Here is a 16,611-nt window from a genome sequence, read left to right as displayed (position 1 = left end):
AGACACCATGATATACAGTCCGCTGCAGCTGGCTAACCGGCTGAAACTTATCCGTCAGCGTAATGGCTGGACCCAGAGCGAGCTGGCCAAAAAGGTTGGTCTGAAACAGGCGACCATTTCGCATTTTGAAAATGCGCCGGACAACACCTCGCTGGCGACGCTGTTTAAGCTGTTGCAGTCGCTGGAGCTGAGTCTTGAGGTGCAGGAGAAAATGGCCGCCGCACCGCCGCCGCTCAATGACGAGGATGACTGGTAATGCAGAAGCTGATTGCGTGGATGAACGGCGAGCGGGTCGGCGTGCTGACCCGTCAGCGCAACGGTGCGCACGAATTTCAGTACGACAAAGCGTGGCTGAGTAATCCGCTCGCCAGGCCGCTGTCGCTCTCGATGCCGTTGCAGGTTCCGGCGATCACCTCCCACGCGGTGATTAACTTTTTCGATAATCTGTTGCCGGATAGCCCCTTGATTCGTGACCGGATTGTGGCGCGCTACCAGATAAAATCCCGTCAGCCGTTTGATCTGTTGCAGGAAGTGGGACGAGACAGCGTCGGTGCGACCATGCTGTTGCCGCCCGAGATGCCGCTGCCGCCGTTAGAGGTGCGCTATGAGCTGCTGAACGAGGCGCGGCTGGAAAGCGTACTGTCAGCCTATCAGTCCGACATTCCGCTCGGGATGCTGCGCGAAGAGACCGACTTCCGTATTTCGGTGGCGGGTGCGCAGGAGAAAACGGCGCTGCTGCACACGGAACAGGGCTGGAGCATCCCGACCGGGGCCACGCCGACCTCACACATTATCAAACTACCGATCGGAGAAATTAAGCAGCCGACGGCGACGCTGGACATGCGCGAAAGCGTTGAAAATGAGTATCTCTGTCTGGCGCTGGCCAGGGCGCTGGCCAGGGCGCTGGGAATGAAGGTGCCTGAAGCAACCCTTATCCGCGCCGGCGCGATGCGTGCGCTGGCTGTCGAGCGCTTCGACCGGCGCTGGTCACGTGACAGAAGCCGGCTTATTCGTCTGCCGCAGGAGGATTTCTGTCAGGCGCTGGGGCTGCCGTCATCGACGAAGTATGAGTCAGACGGCGGGCCGGGCATTGCGGAGATCATGCAGCTGCTGATGGGATCGAGTAACGCGATAGAGGATCGTTATCACTTCATGATGTTTCAGGTGTTTCAGTGGCTGATTGGAGCGACGGACGGCCACGCCAAGAACTTCTCGCTGTTTATTGAGCGCGGCGGCAGCTACCGGCTGACCCCTTTCTATGATGTGATTTCCGCCTATCCGGTACTGGGCGGCACCGGCCTGAATAAGCGGGCGCTGAAGCTGGCGATGGGGCTGCGGGCCAGTAAAGGCAAAAAAACCGAAATCGATAAGATATTCCCGCGTCATTTCTTCGCCACTGCAAAAAGCGTCAATTTTGATAGCGGTAGCCTGCAACAGATCTTCGACTTCTTTATCCGCGCTTTTCCACCAGCGGTTATCGCGGTGCGCGATGCGTTGCCCGCAGGATTTCCGCAGCACATTGCCGATGCCATTTTCAGTCATTCACTGATTATGCTGGAGCGGTTACGGCAGAAAGATTGAGGCAGACAGCAACAGGCTGGCCCGGCAACGGCCAGACTGCTGTTTTCCTGTTTAACCGGAGTCTGATATGAATCGCGATCGCTACGCACTGGAACCGATCCCGTTGCCACCCACTTTTCCCGACGTGGCGAGCCACGTGATGGCGGATGAAACCCTGCATCGCCGGCTGGCGGCGATTGTTCAGCGCATGAAACAGCATCAGATTACGCAGCTGATCGTTTATGCGGATAAAGAGCACGGCAGCAACTTTGAGTATCTGGCGGGCTTTATTCCGCGCTTCGAAGAGGCGCTGCTGGTGGTTAATCAGCAGGGCGAACTGGCCTACATCATGGGCAACGAAAACCTCAAGCTGGTGCCGTTTGCCCGTAATCCCGGCAGATGCCTGCACGCGCCACTCTTTTCGCTGCCCAATCAGCCGATGAGTGGTGAGGCATCGCTGTCCCTGCTGCTGAGCCAGGCAGGGATCGTCGCGGGGGCGCGCACCGGGCTGGTGGGCTGGAAGTTGTTCAGCCCCGCCCAGCAGACTCTGTTTGATCTGCCGCAGTTTATCTGCGCGGCGGCGGCCGACGCGGCAGGTGGCGTCTCGCATCTGGTCAATGCCACCGGGCTGTTTATCTCACCTGATCAGGGAGCGCGCTGCATTAACAGCGCCGATGAGGTGGCATTTTACGAGGCGGGCGCGAATCGTGCCTCAACCGCCATGCTGGCGGCGCTGAACAGCGTGACGCCAGGCGTAAGCGAGAAGCACATTGGCGCGCGTCTTAATGCCGACGGCCAGCCAAATAGCGTGATGACCATTGCCGCCACCGGCGATCGCTTTGCTAAGGCGCAGCTTTATCCCAGCGACAAAACGATTAAGGTCGGCGATAAGCTGTCGTTAACCGTCGGCTATAAAGGCGGGCTAAGCAGCCGCACTGCTTATGCGGTCAGTCAGGCATCAGAGTTACCCTGTCACGTTTCAGACTGGCTACCCCGGCTGGCGATCCCCTATTACCACGCGGTGGTCAGCTGGCTGGAGCAGTTACGCATCGGCATCACCGGTGGCGAACTGTATGCGTTAATCGAGGCGGTATTTCCTAAAGCACAGTATGGCTGGCACCTTAATCCGGGGCATCTGGTGGCGGATGAAGAGTGGTTATGCTCGCCAATCTGGCCCGATTCAGCCATCACTCTGAAGAGCGGCATGCTGTTGCAGATCGACATTATTCCTTCGGTGGCCGGCTACGGCGGCTGCAGTATTGAGGACACCGTCGGTCTGGCGGATGCGGCGTTGCGTGCCCAGCTGGCGGCGGAATTTCCGGCGGTCTGGCAGCGGATGACCGAGCGCAAAGCCTGGCTGAGCGACGTCCTGCGGCTGAAACTGGCCGATGAGGTGATCCTGCTGTCGAACACGGTGGGCTATCTGCGTCCGTTTTTACTGGACCCGCAGCGGGCGCTGGTGCGGCAGCCGGTGAATGACGGGGTTTGAAAAAGGGCGATCGGCTGTTAGGTTAATAGCTGATAAACCCTAATAAAGGTCAGGAGCCGTGATGTCCGATATCGTGCATTTCCCGCTGTTTGTAGCTTCCGTTGTGCTGCTCTGTATTACGCCGGGTCCCGACCTGGCCTATGTGGTGGGACAAAGTGTCGCCAGGGGACGACGTGCCGGTATTCTGTCAGCCGCCGGTGTTGCGCTGGGCAGCTGTACCCATGCCGTCGCCAGTGCGCTGGGTCTGACTGCGCTGATTGCCGCCTCGCCGCTGCTGTTCACGCTGATTAAGTATCTCGGTGCGGCCTATCTGATCTACCTGGGCGTCAGAATGATCGGATCAACCTTTATCGCATCCGCAGCAGCGGAGACTGCGTCACCGCCGCCCGCGCAGACCGGCACCCGCTTACTGCTGCTGCGCGGCTTCATCACCTCAATCACCAATCCCAAAGTGCTGCTGTTTTTTATCGCCTTTTTCCCGCAGTTTGTGGCGATCGGCAGTCAGTATCACGCCAGCGCCTTCCTGCTGTTGGGGATGACCTATGCGCTGGTTGGCCTGATGACTGACGTGATGTTTGCGCTGCTGGCGGGCGGGGCCGCAGGCGCGGTGGCCAACAATAAGCGGTTACAGACAGTGCTGGATCGGCTGGTCGGTGCCACTTTTATCGGCCTGGGGATCCGTCTGGCGCTGACCCGTCGCTGAGCCAAATCTGACGCGCCAGGCACAGTCAGCAGCAACCTGAACCGGTCAGGGAAGGCCGGTAATAATTTGTATAAGTTAACTGAGAGTAAAACGCTGACGCTTCTGTCAGGATACGCGCCACAGAAGTATTTCGGTCCTCTCATTCGATGAAATGGTTTACCAAAAACGCGGTTTTGTTTGCCTGCAAAACCTCCCTGGCCGCGTTTATCGCGTTATCTGTTGCTCTAATCCTTAACTTTGAAAAACCCGCCTGGGCGCTGACCACCGTTTTTGTCACTTCCCAACTTTATGCCGCCTCAACCGTCTCGAAATCGGTTTTTCGTCTGATCGGAACCGTGCTGGGCGGCGTATTTATCCTGCTGATCTATCCGGAAACGGTGCAGTCGCCGCTGCTGTTCAGCCTGTGCGTCTCGCTGTGGGTGACGTTTTGCCTCTATCTATCGCTGCATGACCGCACGCCCAAAAGCTACGTCTTCATGCTGGCGGGCTATAGTGCGGCGATCATGGGATTTCCGGAGGTGAACACGCCGTCGGCGATTACCAATACGGTGATTTCGCGTATCGAGGAGATCACTCTCGGCATTTTGTGCAGCACGCTGGTACACCGGCTGGTTTTTCCGGTATCGATGCACCATCTGCTCGGGCAGAGCGTGGATCACTGGTTTCAGAATGCGCGTAAATTGTGTAATGAGCTGGTCAGCGGCATGGTGAAGAACAAGTCCCTCGAGCGGGAAGATATTCTGATCCAGATGGCGGGCTATCCGCTGAATGTCGAAACGCTGCTGACGCACTGTGTTTATGAAGGGGAAGCGGCGCGCAATGTGATCCGTCTGGTCAGCGTGCAGTATCAGCATCTGACCTATCTGCTGCCGACGCTAACGGCAATTGAATCGCGACTTGGGGTGCTGGCAGAACTGAACATACGCTTTCCGCTATGCGTTACCTCGGTGTTTCAGCAATTTCTGCTGTGGCTCAATCATGACCGGGTTAACGATATCGAAGGACTGCGTAACGCCATCGCCGCGGGGCAGGCGACGCTGGAAGCGGACTGGCAGGCGGGAAGGCTGGGCACTGAAGAGAGCCTGCTGCTGATTGGCTTACTGGAACGGCTGGCTAACTTTGTCCGTATCGCCGATGCGTATCAGAACGTCAGCGCCCGTGCTGGCGATCTCTACAGTCATGGCGACGGGGCGGCGATCAGGAACATTCGCGAGCATCGCCACATTGATAACGGACTACTGAGCCTTTCGGTACTGACGGCTTTTCTGGCGACCTTTCTTTCCAGTCTGTTCTGGATTGGCAGCGGCTGGGCCGATGGGGCCAATGCACCGCTGATGGCGGCGATTATCAGTTCGTTTTTTGCCGGGGTGGATTCGCCGGTTACGCCGATGAAGCTGTTCGTTAAAGGGGTGATGATTGCGCTGGTGGTCAGCCTGTTTTATATCGCTTTTCTTATCCCGCAGGCCAACACCCTGCAGGCGTTAATGATCTGCCTGCTGCCGGGGCTGATGCTGCTGAGCCTGATCATTGCCAATCCAGCCACCAATCTGATTGGTCTGAGCGTGGCGATCCAGATTCCAGGCTTTATCGGACTGAGTCATCACTATGTGCCCAATCTGATCGTCACCCTGAACGCCGCAATATCGTCGCTGGTGGGGATTATGTTTGCGGTGGTGCTGACGGCGCTGATCCGCAATAAGCGTCCCTCGTGGATTGCCCGCAGGGCGGTGCTGCGGGGGCTGCGCGATCTGCTGAGCTTTATTAAAAAGGTCGAACGCAATTCCGCCACGCTGTTATCACGCCAGCAGTTTATTGCGCGCATGCTGGACCGGGTGAACATTATTCTGCCGCGTAAACGGCTCGATCCGGTGCCGGATATCGTGGTCGGTGGCTATCTGATCAGTGAAACCTGGCTCGGCGCTAACTGCTATGACTTTTATGCCCGCTATCGGGAGGTGCTGGAGGCGCACCGCATCGACAGCGGCCAGATGTTCCACGAACTGGGTCTCTATCTGAAGCGTAAAATGAAGTCGCTGCAGCTGCTGCCGCATCAGGATCTGCTGGAGGAGCTGGATCAGCTGCTGCTCCGGCTGGAGAAGATTGCGCTGCAGGAGAGTGCGGCGGTAGCTCCGCTGGTTCACCTGTTTAACATTCGCGTCTCGCTGTTCCCGCAACAGCGCTGGCCGGGCTGAGTGTGCTATAAAGGTTGCCGCGCTCTTTCAGGGGGAGAAAAACCGATGTCAGCACAGCAAAAAACGCCGCCAGAGACGCCCGATTCCGCCGCGCTGGGCGAGGAAGTGAGAAGGGTGATCAGCCAGTTTGTCCGGCGGGTTCGTCAGGAGACCGGCACGCTGCGTCATTCGCAACACGAAACCCTGGAGCTGCTGGAGCGTCAGGGGCCGCTGTCGGTAGCCGAACTGGCCAGCCTGCGCAGCGTAAAACATCAGTGGATCGATAACGGATATTAGTTACATCATACATTAGTTGTTGCGTTAATTACTCATCAGACATTGTGCCTGTTTATTTTTTGCGAGTCAGCATAAGAGGTCGATATAAAGAAGGCTTCGGGGTAACCGATTAATCAAAACGGCTGGCATTACCGCGCTGCACGCTGACTCGATACACGACAGGATCGGTCTCAATACCGCTGATAAAAACGCTAAAAGAGCAGGGCGTACGCAGGGCAAACCGGCTGAAAGGCTAATCGGTCAGGCTGATAATGGCGGCTGCAGCTGGTAAATCCAGGCGGTTAACTGCTGATTGTTGCCGGTGTTAACCGTCACTTCAACCCGATTGTAGCCATCTTCAAATTCATCCAGCATCGGCCAGTGCTCGTCGAGCCGATCGGAGATAAACAGATAACCCGGTACCGGTGATGCCTGGTCATCCAGAATGATGCCGGGGAAATCAGCCGCCGCACCCCAGCCACGCGGGTAGAAAATGCCGGTCACCGAACCGGGCAGCCATTCACCGCCAATCTGTTCCAGGATGTGGGCATTCTCACGGCCAGGGCAAAGCGTGCCATAAACAAATAAGCGTTTCATTTTTCCTCATCAGGATCACAGCCGAAGCCGGCAACTTTAACCTGCCTGAAAGCCGTTGTCATGTCAGCCGGGTGGATTTCGGCTTTTACCATCGAACGGTAATTCAGCCAGCGATAAAATGACGCGCTGTGATAAATTCTGCGACCCAGTAGTCACGCGGCAGGCGCAGAATTCACGTAGCGTTGTCAAAATCGCGGGTTGTTTCAGCCGTTTTATCCCGATTGGCCGGTAAAGGAAGCAGACAATCCTAATCGGGCAATGCCAGTGACTTAGCGTGTTTGCAGTAGCAAAGGCCGGTTTAGTAGGCATTAGCTGGCAGGAAGACAGCAACGACAAAGCCCGGTACAGTGCGGTTTATCTGGCAGCGCGACAATCAGTAACGACGTCGAGCCGTTTAATAACAATGGTGCAGGAGATTGTTTGCCGCTGCGTCTGGCGTGGCCAACCGAACGTGCCGTTGCATAAGTACGGTTGCCGCAAAGCATACGGAAGCAAGACGTGATGAATCAAAGGATGAGGCCGCAAAGCATGTTGAGCGAGAACGATGTTGCACGGGAAAGTTGTCGCAAAGAGGATTGCAGAATGATCGCTGGAGTTACGGCGTTCCTGACACAGAGGAAAGCGGTTTATGCCAGCGAACGCAGAAAGAGGATCCGGGGAATGATCTATAGCCAGGGGCGTTGGTTGGTCAGAAAGTAAAGAAGGTATTGAGCCAGTCAGGAGCATTGGTCGAACGAGAGCAAACGGCAGCAAACGGCAGAATTAAGCGATGTCCGGCCATCATAATCAGGCGGTTACCTAAAGGCGCATAATGTATATTATGTTAAATAAGGTATTAACACGGCATTATCTGACTCAGCCACAGCGATCATATCATCCCCTTTCCTCTGCCTTCCTGATTTTATCCCTTACCTATGAGGCCCGCGTCTGTGTGTCGACAGTAAGCCATTTCAACGCTCCCCGTTACGCGTTTCACTTCTTATTGCCACGCATCTCTTTTTGCCGTTGTTGTTCAGCACGGCGCTGCTTATCCCGACCAATTCTGGCCACATTATTTTTCAGAGCCGCGGCTTTCATCGGCAACTCTTTAGCCCAGAAAGCTTGCGGCACGTAGTAACTTTCTGGCTCAGCTTCAAATACCGCAGCAAGCTGCTCAGGAATCAGATGCAGGTTTATGTTGTGCTCGACCTGAACACGTATATTTGTTTCCTGCATGGATATCCGGAAGAACTCGTCGAGATAGGCTTTCATCTCACGAAAACTGACTGGACACCTTTCCGCTTCATCAGCGGGATCGGTGACTGCATCAAATTTCTCCAGTAAAAAGTAGACAACAGGAAGCATCATCGCTTTGATACGAGCGACTTCTATTGCCGGATTACGTTTCAAATCGCTTAGATTGCTTAACCTTGCACGGATACAAGCGATCGGATTGATGACCCTGATAAGTTCGTGTGATTCTGCAGATGTGGCGCTATCTTGCTCAATCATAAACCTCTCAGTGTTTAACTGCAGTCTATCGCCAGAAAAGTCTTTGTAGCTGAATCCTGATGGAAAATCGATAACATCCACCGTGTTTGGCCGTTCAGGACTATCCGGGTCTGCAAAGAATCGGCCATCAACGTTTTTAATCTGTTGTGTTTTAAGGTCAACCAGGGCAAATCGTGCCAGTGATGGTGGCTGTCCTTGTTCATTCATATTCGGATCCACACCGAGAGCTGCAGCTATTGCAGCGACATCATGGCGTCGGGCGGCGTAATCGACATCTACGGAGGTAACAAGACGGGCATCTGGCAGAGCATCTCTGTAAAGCTCCCGGTAGTAAGCAACCCAGTACTGAATGGCTTGTCCGCCAACGGTTATTACGGGATCAGATAAAGTATGGGCCTTATCAATCAATTTCTTATTGAGAATATAGGCTTGTTCAAAAGGCGGGATGACAGGATCAGGTGACATAAAAAAACCATCTGCTGGAAGATGGTTCATTTTGCTTTGCCTTATCAGACAGCATCAGGAAAAGCTGACGATATGCTTAGATAAAAGTTTACAGGATTTACTGTAGCGCGATTTCTCAGCAGGTTTATATCCGTCTTCACCCCGGACAATTGCTGCCGCTTTTTCATTATAGCGCTTGTGCTGTGCTTCTTTGATTTCAGACGGAGTCATTTTAAGAAACCACATTACCTTTCAGTAGACAATGCTACAAATTTATACCCTTTCGTCTGACCATTCCAGTGTTTCGAACGACAAAATCTCGTCTGCGGGCTGATTCAGCCTCGGCCAGCTCCTGATGCTTAAACAGATAAGATGACTACACTTACACACTGCCGATGTGATTTAAAAATGAAAATCAGTTAATTTTATTAATATTTTATGGTTGTAAATCAATAAGTAACCACCCTTTCCTATCGTTTTCATTTACACGCAGAAACCTCCGGGAAACATTATCTCAACAGCTTGCGCTGGCCTGAAGTCCACCGGTATAAGGTTAGTGTTGCGATGTTAACGGTTGCTGAACCACTAATGCGGTGAAAATGCCGTATTGGTGAAACAGAATTCGGGCGGCATCATGATACCGCCCGGCTTGCTTATTTCAGATGTGCGCGCAACGCTTCACCGGCCTGGCCGATGGCCGTTCTGACCGTGGGTTCCTGACTTAATGCGTTCAGCAAACCGTAATCATGAATCATGCCGTTATAACGCGTCACGGTAACCGGCACGCCCGCTGCATCCAGTTTACGACCAAACGCTTCGCCTTCATCACGTAACACGTCCAGTTCTGCGGTCTGAATCAGCGTCGGTGGCAACCCTTTCAGCTGCGCGGTCGTTGCCCGCAACGGCGACGCCAGGATGTTATTACGATCTTTTTCCGATGTGGTGTAGTTATCCCAGAACCACTTCATCATGTTCTTCGTCAGGAAATGGCCGTCGGCAAACTGATCATAGGACGCGGTATCGAAACGCGCATCGGTAACCGGCCACAGCATCACGTCATAACGAATGGCTGGGGTTTTAAACTGTTTCGCCTGCAAGGCAACCGCAGCCACCATGTTACCGCCAACGCTGTTGCCAACCAGCGCCAGACGTTTACCGTCAACGCCAATTTCAGCGCCGTGTTCGGCAACCCATTTAGTGGCTTCATAAGCCTGAGTAATCGCCACCGGGAAATGCGCTTCTGGCGACGGCTGATAATTAACAAATACCGCAGCCGCGCCGGAAGCATTCACTATGTCACGTACCAGCCGCTCATGGGTCGGGAAATCGCCCAGCACCCAGCCGCCGCCGTGGAAGAACATAAACACTGGCAACGTACCGCTGGCGTGCTCGGGCTTAACGATGGTCAGCGTCAGTGGCTGGCCCAGTACGGTGATGATCTTTTGTGAAACCTGTGCCGGCGGCAGTTCTGCGCCCTTCTGCGCGCCAGTCAACACCGCACGGGCGTCTTTAACCGACAGCTGCTCAATCGGTTTGCCACCGCCGCTGTTCAGCGCTGTCAGAAAAGCAGCAACGCCGGCGGTGGGTTGCGGGCTGTTTTCAATCGGTGCAGCAAACGCGGTACTCATCTGGCTGGCTAACAATAATGCGCTGGCGGTCAGTTTCATTTTCATCACAGGGCTTCCTTTAATTTGCTATTAAGTAGTGTGCTATCTGGTTGGCAAGACAATGACACGCCGCAACTGAATTGTAAACTATCAAATAGTGCGCTATTTAAATGATGCATTCACCCTGCTGGTTATTCTTCGGCCTTAACAGCCAACCTTGCGGTTATCTGCATCGATTACCTGCCAATACGCGTCCTTCCTGAGAAGTTAACAAAAGCAAAAATTACTCCAAGACCCTGCTTTCCTCGCTAATTAGCCATTAATATCCGCACATTGTCGGATGACTGTTAGTTGGAAAATTAAATGTATGATGTAACTAATAAGAGCCATAGCCCCCGACTTCTGAGGGTTGCGCCTCGGAAATTTCACATTTTCCGCTGCAAATTATCGCTCTGCCGCCAACCGCTCTACTATTGCGGCAAATAAACCCCGTCAATAAAGGAAACATTGATGAAAACCTCACATGCTTTGATCGCAACCGTACTTCTGGCCACTGGCGTTTCTGCTTCTGCTGTCGCTGCACAACCGGCTGCGGCAAAAAATCCGTTAAGCGTCCACGTCCTCAACCTGCAAACCGGCCAGCCGACCGCCGGTATTGAAGTTGAACTGGATCAGAAACAGCAGGACAACTGGGTGAAGCTGGCTTCAGGCGTGACCGACAATAATGGCCGTATCAGCGCCCTGTTCCCGCAGGATAAAACCGCCAGCGCCGGCAGCTACCGCGTAGTGTTCAAAACCGGTGATTTCTATAAAAAGAACAACCAGAAAACCTTCTTCCCGGAAATCCCGGTTGAGTTCAACATGGAGGCCAGTGGCGAGCATTACCACATTCCGCTGTTGCTGAGCCCGTTCGGTTACTCAACCTATCGCGGTAACTAAGCCTGTTGAACGCATCCGGCACGCTGACCGTGCCGGATTAACCCTCTCCCGCCACCCGCGCCGGAAAACACTCCGCCAGCCAGTCGATAAACACCCGCAACCGATGCGTAACGTGACGATTCTGCGGATAGACCAGATGAAACGGATAGCCCGCTGGCCGCCAGTCGCGCAGTATTTCCACCAGTTCCCCCTGTTGCAGAAGTGCCCCAAGGCTGTAGCTGAAGGTCTGGATAATCCCCAGCCCGGCCAGTCCCGCCGCCAGATGCGCATTACTTTCATTTACGCCAATCCGATGCGCACTCTTGATCTCGATTTTCTCGCCGTTGCGTTCAAAACGCAGTGGAAACGGCCTGCCGCTCTGCGGTGACAGATAGCTGACCAGCCGGTGACCATTGCGCAATTCATCCGGATACGCCGGCACGCCAAAGGCTTTCAGATAGGCAGGCGTGGCGCAGGTAATCAGCGTGGCGTGCCCCATATTACGGGCAATAAGTGAAGAATCGACCAGCGGTCCGCCGCGTATCACACAGTCAACGTTATCGCTGACCAGGTCGATCGGTCGATCGGCCACCCCGAGATCCAGCGTGATGTCGGGATAACGGGCAAAGAAATCAGGCAGCAGCGGGATCAGTACCTCCCGGGCGGTGGAACCGCCGATATCGACGCGTAAATGCCCGCGCGGTTTACTGCGCAGCACGTTAAACGAAGCATCGATATCGTCGAGGTCGTGCAGGATACGCAGCGATTTTTCATAATATTCCCGCCCTTCTGAGGTCACCGTTACCCGCCGGGTGGTGCGCTGGAGCAGCCTGACCGACAGATGGGTTTCCAGCTGCTGGACCAGCTTGCTGAGGGTCGCTTTCGGCATATTCAGTAAGTCAGCCGCACGGGTAAAACTGCCGCTCTCCACCACCCGGGCAAAGGCTTTGATCGCCAGTAACTGATCCATTTCTTCCCCTTTATTATCCACCACCATGGATAGTCATTTTCATTTTACCCGATTTATCTGCCAATCCTGCCGCTCTACAGTAGCCATCAGTCGGGCAACGTAACGGCCCGGGACACATCGGCTTTATAACTACCTTATCCGGAGAGCAACAGATGAACGCAGCACTGGCAGGAAAGATTGCACTGATCACCGGCGGCACCAGCGGAATTGGTCTGGCAGCGGCTATCGAACTGGCATCACAGGGCGCGCAGGTGTTTATCACCGGTCGACGTCAGGCTGAACTGGATGCCGCAGTTGCTGAAATCGGCAGCGCCGCCACTGGCATCCGCGCCGATGCTTCACAATTGCCTGACCTTGATACGGTTTACGCCCGCATCGCCAGTCAGGCCGGACGGCTTGATATTCTGTTCGCCAACGCGGGCGGTGGTGACATGATGCCATTAGGGGCGATCACTGAAGAGCATGTTGATCGCATCTTCGGCACCAACGTGCGTGGCGTGCTATTTACCGTGCAGAAAGCCTTACCGCTGCTGGTCGATGGCGCATCAATTATTCTGACCGGTTCTACCGCGTCGATTCAGGGCACCGCAGCCTTTAGCGTCTACAGCGCCAGCAAAGCCGCCGTGCGTAACTTCGCCCGTTCGTGGGCAGTGGATCTGAAAGAGCGTGGCATTCGCGTCAACGTCGTCAGCCCCGGCCCGGTCCGCACCCCGGGTCTGGGCGGGCTGGTGAGTGAAGATCAGCAACAGGGACTGTTTGATGCGCTGGCGGCGCAGATCCCGCTCGGTCGGCTGGGTAAACCCGAAGAGATTGCCAAAACGGTGGCGTTTCTCGCCTCGGATGCGGCCAGCTTTATCAACGGCACCGAACTGTTTGTTGATGGCGGCATGGCGCAGGTCTGACAATCATCCCGCGACGGATAAGTGGGAGCGGCACGGTCAGGCCGTTATCTCCGGATAACTAACCCGTGCGGCAAATCATCGCCGCATCGGACCAGGCAAATGCAGCCTTTGACCGCGTCCGGCCGCCACCATAAGCCGCTTTGGCGACGCGGCACCGCAGCAACCCTGCTCGCTGTCATAAAATGACACGTTGCGCCGCCCCCAATCCGGCTAATCCCCCGCTATAGTTATTCCCTGTCACGTTAGTCATACAACCATGGAGATAACATGAGCCAACTTTTTTCCCCTGTCTCACTGGGCGAACTTGCGCTGGAAAACCGCATTGTGATTGCGCCGATGTGCCAGTATTCAGCCGAAGCCGGCAATGCCTCGGCCTGGCACCGCATCCACCTTGGCCAGCTGGCTTTTTCCGGCGCCGGTCTGCTGATCATTGAAGCCACCGCCGTCGAAGATATCGGCCGTATCTCTCCCGGTGATTTAGGGCTGTGGAATGATGACAATGAAGCGGCGCTGAAGTCAGTGCTGGCGGATGTCCGTCGCTACTCGTCGATTCCGATTGGCATTCAGCTGGGGCACGCCGGACGCAAAGCGTCATGCGCGGTACCGTGGGAAGGCGGCAAACAGATTGCACCTGATGCCGCAGAGGGCTGGCAAACCGTGGCACCTTCGGCGCTGAGCTACAGCGAAGATGAAGCCAAACCGCTGGCGATGGACGCCGACGCGCTGGCGCGGGTCAAACAGGCGTTTGTCGACAGCGCCCGCCGGGCGGTAAAGCTTGGCATTGAGCTGATTGAGGTGCACGCCGCACACGGCTATCTGCTGCATCAGTTCCTTTCGCCGCTGTCGAACCAGCGCAGCGATGAGTACGGTGGCTCGCTGGAAAACCGGATGCGCTTCCCGCTGGAGGTGTTCCAGGCGGTGCGTGATGCGGTACCGGCGTCAGTACCGGTTGGCGTGCGTATTTCGGCAACGGATTGGGTTGAGGGTGGCTGGGAAGTGAATCAGTCGATCGCCTTCTCCCGCGAGCTGGAAGCGCGCAACTGCGCCTATATTCACGTCTCCAGCGGTGGCTTGTCTGACAAGCAGAAAATCAGCGTCGGCCCGAATTACCAGGTTCCGTTTGCCCGCGATATTCGTGAGCAGGTTTCCATTCCGGTGATTGCGGTTGGTCTGATCACCGAGCCGCAGCAGGCAGAAGATCTGTTGCAGCAGGGTGAAGCCGATCTGGTGGCACTGGCACGCGGTATTCTCTACGATCCGCGCTGGCCGTGGCACGCCGCCGCCGCGCTGGACGGAAAAGTCCGGGTTCCGCCACAGTATCTGCGATCGGAGCCGCACGACGTCAAAGGCATCCTGACCGGCGACGAATAAGCACACTTGCAGGCCATCGCGAGGCGGCCTGCCTGTCATTGGATGCTAAAGAATGCCCTTCAGCCGCAGATGTTGCAGCAGCATGATGGTTTTGGCATCCATGATTTCACCGTCCGTAATCGCCTGCAGCGCCTGGTCAAAGTCCATCTCCAGCACCTCAATATCTTCCCCCTCTTCAGCGATACCACCGCCCTCACCGCTGCGCTGCCGATCGGCATATTCAGCGATAAAGAAGTAGAGCTTTTCGGTGACCGAGCCGGGACTCATAAAGGCTTCAAACACCTTCTCGACCCGCGTGACGCGAAAACCGGTCTCCTCTTCAGCTTCGGCGACGATGCGCGTCTCCGGTGAGGCGTTATCCAGTAATCCCGCCGCCGCTTCAATCAGGAAGCCGTCGTGGCCGTTAAGGTAGATGGGTAAACGGAACTGACGCGTCAGCACCACCCGTTTTTTGTCACGGTTATACAGCAGGATCACCGCACCGTTGCCCCGGTCATAGGCTTCCCGGCTCTGCTCCTGCCATTGCCCATCACGCCGTAACAGCGAAAAGGTGTATTTTTTCAGGGTGTACCAGTTATCCGACAGCAACTGCTCGCTGATGATGCGCACACGGTCACGGTTCTGCTGCATAGTGATCTCCTCGATGAGTGGACAGCGGTCACGCTATCATGCACAATCGTGCAATATCAAGAAAAAACAGGCAGGCAAGCTGATGTTATCAGGGCAACGTAAACAGGCGATTCTGGCGCTGCTCGCCAGCGAAAAGCAGGTGCAGTCGCGCGACCTCAGTCAGCGATTTGGCGTCTCAGAAGACTCTGTGCGGCGGGATCTGCGTGAAATGGCGGCTGAAGGATTGCTGCAGCGGGTCCATGGCGGCGCCCTGCCGGTTTCCGCTGCGCTGGCGGGATTTGAAACACGCAAAAACGTGCAAGCCGACTCAAAACGGGCAATTGCACAGAAAGCCGTTGCGCTGATTCAGCCCGGACAGATCGTTCTGATCGACGGCGGCACCACCAGCGCTGAACTGGTGCGACTGCTGCCGGCGACGCTGGAATTTACCGCGGTGACTCACAGTCCGAGCGTAGCGCTGGCGCTGGCCGATCATCCGCGCGTCGAGGTGATCCTGATTGGCGGCCAGCTTTATAAGCACTCGGTGGTGGCGGTCGGTGCGGCGATGCTGGAATCGAGCAACCGCATCAACGCCGATCTGTTTTTTATGGGGGTCACCGGTGTGCATCCGACCGCAGGCTTTACCACCGGTAATTTCGAAGAGGCCACGGTAAAACGCGCGCTGGCCGGTCGGGCGGCGGAAACCGTGGTGATGGCCTCTGCGGAGAAACTCAATTCCGCTTCCGCTTTTGCAATTGGCGATCTCTCGCTGGCCAGTACGCTGGTGGTCGATACGCCGCCGGGCGAGCCGCTGCGTCAGGCACTGACCGCCCACGGCGTCACCCTTATCTGAGGGCGTAACAGGCCTGTAACGCCAGATGCGGCGCGGTCAGCGGCCGCTGGCTGACAGTAAACTGCTGCGCCACCGGCGTCATCGAGCTTTGCGCCAGTGCCACCTGACCTGCGCCCTGCTGATAAGCCTGCTGCACCGCGTCCGCAATCAGGGCAAAATAACCTGCACTGTCTCCGGCTTTAAAGGCTGCCCAGGCACCTTCCACCAGCCGGACCTCAACCTCGCTGCCGGCCCGGCAAAACAATGATCGGGTCGCGTCCAGCGTCGATTCCGCAGCACAAAGTGCAACCGAGGGTCCCTTATGACGCTGCAGCGCTTCAGCCAGCATTTTATCGCTACGCAGCACCCAGCCATGCTGACCGGCAGCGACAAAATCATCGGCGACCGGTGCCAGGGTTGAGCAGGTAATCACTATCGCATCCATCTGCGGCAGCAAGGAATCAATCAGCCGGGCGATCCGGACGCGCAGTTCCGCCGTCATGCCGCCGCTGCGCTCCGCCTCCGCCAGCCAGTCAGGCATCACCAGGTGGTTTAGCGGGCGCGCAGTGGTGGCCAGCGAGGCGGCAGCGTCATCAAAAATGGCGATATTACTGGCCGCAGTATGCAGACAGAGCAGGTTCATGGTTCTCTCCGGGCTGGGTTATGTCGGG

Annotated in this window: 17 protein-coding genes; 10 read left to right on the top strand and 7 right to left on the bottom strand. The window is 55.9% G+C overall.

The annotated features are described in order from the left end of the window. Positions 1-7 precede the first annotated feature (7 nt). The 6 genes from hipB to AC6I8I_RS09410 all read left to right on the top strand — a co-directional run bounded on the left by hipB (position 8) and on the right by AC6I8I_RS09410 (position 6,220). Complete coding sequence (gene hipB / locus AC6I8I_RS09435; RefSeq protein WP_497828604.1) at positions 8-256, top strand: type II toxin-antitoxin system antitoxin HipB; 249 nt, start codon at positions 8-10, stop codon at positions 254-256. Further along, on the top strand, positions 256-1,581 hold the full coding sequence (locus AC6I8I_RS09430; protein WP_497828603.1) for a HipA domain-containing protein: 1,326 nt from the start codon (positions 256-258) through the stop codon (positions 1,579-1,581). Before hipB ends, AC6I8I_RS09430 begins: the two co-directional genes overlap by 1 nt. A 67-nt stretch (positions 1,582-1,648) precedes the next feature. After that, on the top strand, positions 1,649-3,049 hold the full coding sequence (locus AC6I8I_RS09425) for a M24 family metallopeptidase (RefSeq protein ID WP_497820055.1): 1,401 nt from the start codon (positions 1,649-1,651) through the stop codon (positions 3,047-3,049). Positions 3,050-3,110: 61 nt separating this feature from the next. Then, on the top strand, positions 3,111-3,752 hold the full coding sequence (locus AC6I8I_RS09420; protein ID WP_312756969.1) for a LysE family translocator: 642 nt from the start codon (positions 3,111-3,113) through the stop codon (positions 3,750-3,752). 146 nt (positions 3,753-3,898) lie between these two features. Then, positions 3,899-5,944: an FUSC family protein gene (locus AC6I8I_RS09415; protein WP_497828602.1), complete on the top strand. Its 2,046-nt coding sequence runs from the start codon at positions 3,899-3,901 to the stop codon at positions 5,942-5,944. A 45-nt stretch (positions 5,945-5,989) separates the two neighbouring features. Further along, entirely contained in the window at positions 5,990-6,220 is a 231-nt protein-coding gene (locus tag AC6I8I_RS09410; protein ID WP_497828601.1) for a winged helix DNA-binding protein, read from the top strand. A gap of 240 nt (positions 6,221-6,460) precedes the next feature. Here AC6I8I_RS09410 and AC6I8I_RS09405 read toward each other — a convergent pair whose 3' ends face one another. The 4 genes from AC6I8I_RS09405 to AC6I8I_RS09390 all read right to left on the bottom strand — a co-directional run bounded on the left by AC6I8I_RS09405 (position 6,461) and on the right by AC6I8I_RS09390 (position 10,404). After that, positions 6,461-6,796, bottom strand: a complete 336-nt coding sequence (locus AC6I8I_RS09405; RefSeq protein WP_497828600.1) for a gamma-glutamylcyclotransferase family protein — start codon at positions 6,794-6,796, stop codon at positions 6,461-6,463. Between the two features lie 972 nt (positions 6,797-7,768). Next, positions 7,769-8,782, bottom strand: a complete 1,014-nt coding sequence (locus tag AC6I8I_RS09400) for a hypothetical protein (RefSeq protein WP_497828599.1) — start codon at positions 8,780-8,782, stop codon at positions 7,769-7,771. A 24-nt stretch (positions 8,783-8,806) separates the two neighbouring features. Beyond that, positions 8,807-8,977 carry a hypothetical protein gene (locus AC6I8I_RS09395; protein WP_312054665.1) on the bottom strand — a complete coding sequence of 57 codons (171 nt, stop codon included), beginning with the start codon at positions 8,975-8,977 and terminating at the stop codon, positions 8,807-8,809. A gap of 407 nt (positions 8,978-9,384) precedes the next feature. Beyond that, positions 9,385-10,404, bottom strand: a complete 1,020-nt coding sequence (locus AC6I8I_RS09390; protein ID WP_312054667.1) for an alpha/beta hydrolase — start codon at positions 10,402-10,404, stop codon at positions 9,385-9,387. Positions 10,405-10,848: 444 nt separating this feature from the next. On the opposite strand from AC6I8I_RS09390, the gene uraH reads away from it, so the two are divergent. Next, entirely contained in the window at positions 10,849-11,277 is a 429-nt protein-coding gene (gene uraH, locus AC6I8I_RS09385) for a hydroxyisourate hydrolase (protein WP_031376896.1), read from the top strand. 37 nt (positions 11,278-11,314) lie between these two features. Here the strand turns inward: uraH and AC6I8I_RS09380 are convergent, their stop codons facing one another. Next, positions 11,315-12,226, bottom strand: coding sequence for a LysR family transcriptional regulator (locus AC6I8I_RS09380; RefSeq protein ID WP_497828649.1), 912 nt, complete (start codon positions 12,224-12,226; stop codon positions 11,315-11,317). 152 nt (positions 12,227-12,378) lie between these two features. Between AC6I8I_RS09380 and AC6I8I_RS09375 the strand changes: the two genes are divergently transcribed. Next, positions 12,379-13,128, top strand: a complete 750-nt coding sequence (locus AC6I8I_RS09375) for an SDR family oxidoreductase (RefSeq protein WP_497820047.1) — start codon at positions 12,379-12,381, stop codon at positions 13,126-13,128. 267 nt (positions 13,129-13,395) lie between these two features. Continuing rightward, positions 13,396-14,499, top strand: a complete 1,104-nt coding sequence (locus AC6I8I_RS09370; protein WP_312054674.1) for an NADH:flavin oxidoreductase/NADH oxidase — start codon at positions 13,396-13,398, stop codon at positions 14,497-14,499. A 45-nt stretch (positions 14,500-14,544) separates the two neighbouring features. On the opposite strand, the gene AC6I8I_RS09365 is transcribed toward AC6I8I_RS09370, so the two are convergent. Then, on the bottom strand, positions 14,545-15,129 hold the full coding sequence (locus tag AC6I8I_RS09365; RefSeq protein ID WP_497828598.1) for an NUDIX domain-containing protein: 585 nt from the start codon (positions 15,127-15,129) through the stop codon (positions 14,545-14,547). Between the two features lie 82 nt (positions 15,130-15,211). On the opposite strand from AC6I8I_RS09365, the gene AC6I8I_RS09360 reads away from it, so the two are divergent. After that, positions 15,212-15,961, top strand: a complete 750-nt coding sequence (locus AC6I8I_RS09360; protein WP_497828597.1) for a DeoR/GlpR family DNA-binding transcription regulator — start codon at positions 15,212-15,214, stop codon at positions 15,959-15,961. Here AC6I8I_RS09360 and AC6I8I_RS09355 read toward each other — a convergent pair. Then, complete coding sequence (locus tag AC6I8I_RS09355; RefSeq protein WP_409455980.1) at positions 15,954-16,583, bottom strand: glutamate racemase; 630 nt, start codon at positions 16,581-16,583, stop codon at positions 15,954-15,956. The genes AC6I8I_RS09360 and AC6I8I_RS09355 overlap by 8 nt on opposite strands. Between the last annotated feature and the right edge of the window lie 28 nt (positions 16,584-16,611).

It is taken from the genome of Pantoea sp. X-Soil-YNGN-775, from assembly GCF_059730575.1.
This window is presented reverse-complemented; position numbering and strand designations above follow the sequence as displayed.

What these genes read in the sequence shown, in the direction of transcription:
- hipB (WP_497828604.1), top strand. Translation starts at nt 8, where the DNA reads ATGATATACAGTCCGCTGCAGCTGGCTAACCGGCTGAAACTTATCCGT.
- AC6I8I_RS09430 (WP_497828603.1), top strand. Translation starts at nt 256, where the DNA reads ATGCAGAAGCTGATTGCGTGGATGAACGGCGAGCGGGTCGGCGTGCTG.
- AC6I8I_RS09425 (WP_497820055.1), top strand. Translation starts at nt 1,649, where the DNA reads ATGAATCGCGATCGCTACGCACTGGAACCGATCCCGTTGCCACCCACT.
- AC6I8I_RS09420 (WP_312756969.1), top strand. Translation starts at nt 3,111, where the DNA reads ATGTCCGATATCGTGCATTTCCCGCTGTTTGTAGCTTCCGTTGTGCTG.
- AC6I8I_RS09415 (WP_497828602.1), top strand. Translation starts at nt 3,899, where the DNA reads ATGAAATGGTTTACCAAAAACGCGGTTTTGTTTGCCTGCAAAACCTCC.
- AC6I8I_RS09410 (WP_497828601.1), top strand. Translation starts at nt 5,990, where the DNA reads ATGTCAGCACAGCAAAAAACGCCGCCAGAGACGCCCGATTCCGCCGCG.
- AC6I8I_RS09405 (WP_497828600.1), bottom strand. Translation starts at nt 6,796, where the DNA reads ATGAAACGCTTATTTGTTTATGGCACGCTTTGCCCTGGCCGTGAGAAT.
- AC6I8I_RS09400 (WP_497828599.1), bottom strand. Translation starts at nt 8,782, where the DNA reads ATGAACCATCTTCCAGCAGATGGTTTTTTTATGTCACCTGATCCTGTC.
- AC6I8I_RS09395 (WP_312054665.1), bottom strand. Translation starts at nt 8,977, where the DNA reads ATGTGGTTTCTTAAAATGACTCCGTCTGAAATCAAAGAAGCACAGCAC.
- AC6I8I_RS09390 (WP_312054667.1), bottom strand. Translation starts at nt 10,404, where the DNA reads ATGAAAATGAAACTGACCGCCAGCGCATTATTGTTAGCCAGCCAGATG.
- uraH (WP_031376896.1), top strand. Translation starts at nt 10,849, where the DNA reads ATGAAAACCTCACATGCTTTGATCGCAACCGTACTTCTGGCCACTGGC.
- AC6I8I_RS09380 (WP_497828649.1), bottom strand. Translation starts at nt 12,226, where the DNA reads ATGGATCAGTTACTGGCGATCAAAGCCTTTGCCCGGGTGGTGGAGAGC.
- AC6I8I_RS09375 (WP_497820047.1), top strand. Translation starts at nt 12,379, where the DNA reads ATGAACGCAGCACTGGCAGGAAAGATTGCACTGATCACCGGCGGCACC.
- AC6I8I_RS09370 (WP_312054674.1), top strand. Translation starts at nt 13,396, where the DNA reads ATGAGCCAACTTTTTTCCCCTGTCTCACTGGGCGAACTTGCGCTGGAA.
- AC6I8I_RS09365 (WP_497828598.1), bottom strand. Translation starts at nt 15,129, where the DNA reads ATGCAGCAGAACCGTGACCGTGTGCGCATCATCAGCGAGCAGTTGCTG.
- AC6I8I_RS09360 (WP_497828597.1), top strand. Translation starts at nt 15,212, where the DNA reads ATGTTATCAGGGCAACGTAAACAGGCGATTCTGGCGCTGCTCGCCAGC.
- AC6I8I_RS09355 (WP_409455980.1), bottom strand. Translation starts at nt 16,583, where the DNA reads ATGAACCTGCTCTGTCTGCATACTGCGGCCAGTAATATCGCCATTTTT.